This is a genomic window from Moraxella caviae, assembly GCF_002014985.1.
GTDB classification, from domain to species: domain Bacteria; phylum Pseudomonadota; class Gammaproteobacteria; order Pseudomonadales; family Moraxellaceae; genus Moraxella; species Moraxella caviae.
Genome location: NZ_MUXU01000011.1, coordinates 1 through 670, shown reverse-complemented (window position 1 = coordinate 670; position 670 = coordinate 1). Strand labels below are relative to the sequence as shown.

The 670-nt window shown below is 36.3% G+C and carries 1 protein-coding gene; it reads right to left on the bottom strand.

Going from position 1 to position 670, the window contains the following annotated elements; genetic code table 11:
* Window positions 1-20: 20 nt before the first annotated feature.
* The coding region (locus B0181_RS01510; protein ID WP_078275736.1) for an IS1595 family transposase at window positions 21-670 on the bottom strand (650 nt) is incomplete at its 5' end.

Here is a 670-nt window from a genome sequence, read left to right as displayed (position 1 = left end):
GGGGCTGACGTAGATAAAGTTTAAACCCCACACCATTTTCTCAATACTTTAAGTTGATTAGATGGTGTACCGTTATTAAATCTAAACTCACATTCTTTGATAAAAAGATGGAAGTTTTTCTTGTCGATGCCATTATATTTGCGTAAAACACGTTTGGCTTGCGACCAGAAGTTCTCAATTCCGTTGATGTGGTTTTGCTTGTTTTCTTTGTCAGTAAACTCTTTAGAATGATTTATTCTAAAGTGCTTAAAATTACTTACATCAAGCGCATTGTAGCTTGCATAACAATCGGTATAAACCACACTGTCAGGCTTGATTTTACTTGTGATAATTGGCATTAGTGTATTTGTCTTAGTATCTTTGACAATAACGGTATAAACCTTGCCATTGCGTTTTAATAAACCAAACACAGCAGTTTTACCAGCTGCGCCACGACCACGTTTGCCTTTACGAATACCACCAAAATAGCTTTCATCAAGTTCAATTTCGCCATCAAAGAGCTGACTGGCTTCAAGAGCTAAGTGGTATTCTATCACAAGGCGGATTTTGTGGTAAAAAAGGGCTGCTGAATTAGGGTGAATACCCAGTAAATCAGCTGCACTTCTAGCAGTAACTTCAAGTACAAAAAATTCAAGTAGTCTTTTTTGAACTTTTTTACTTAGTTTACAAT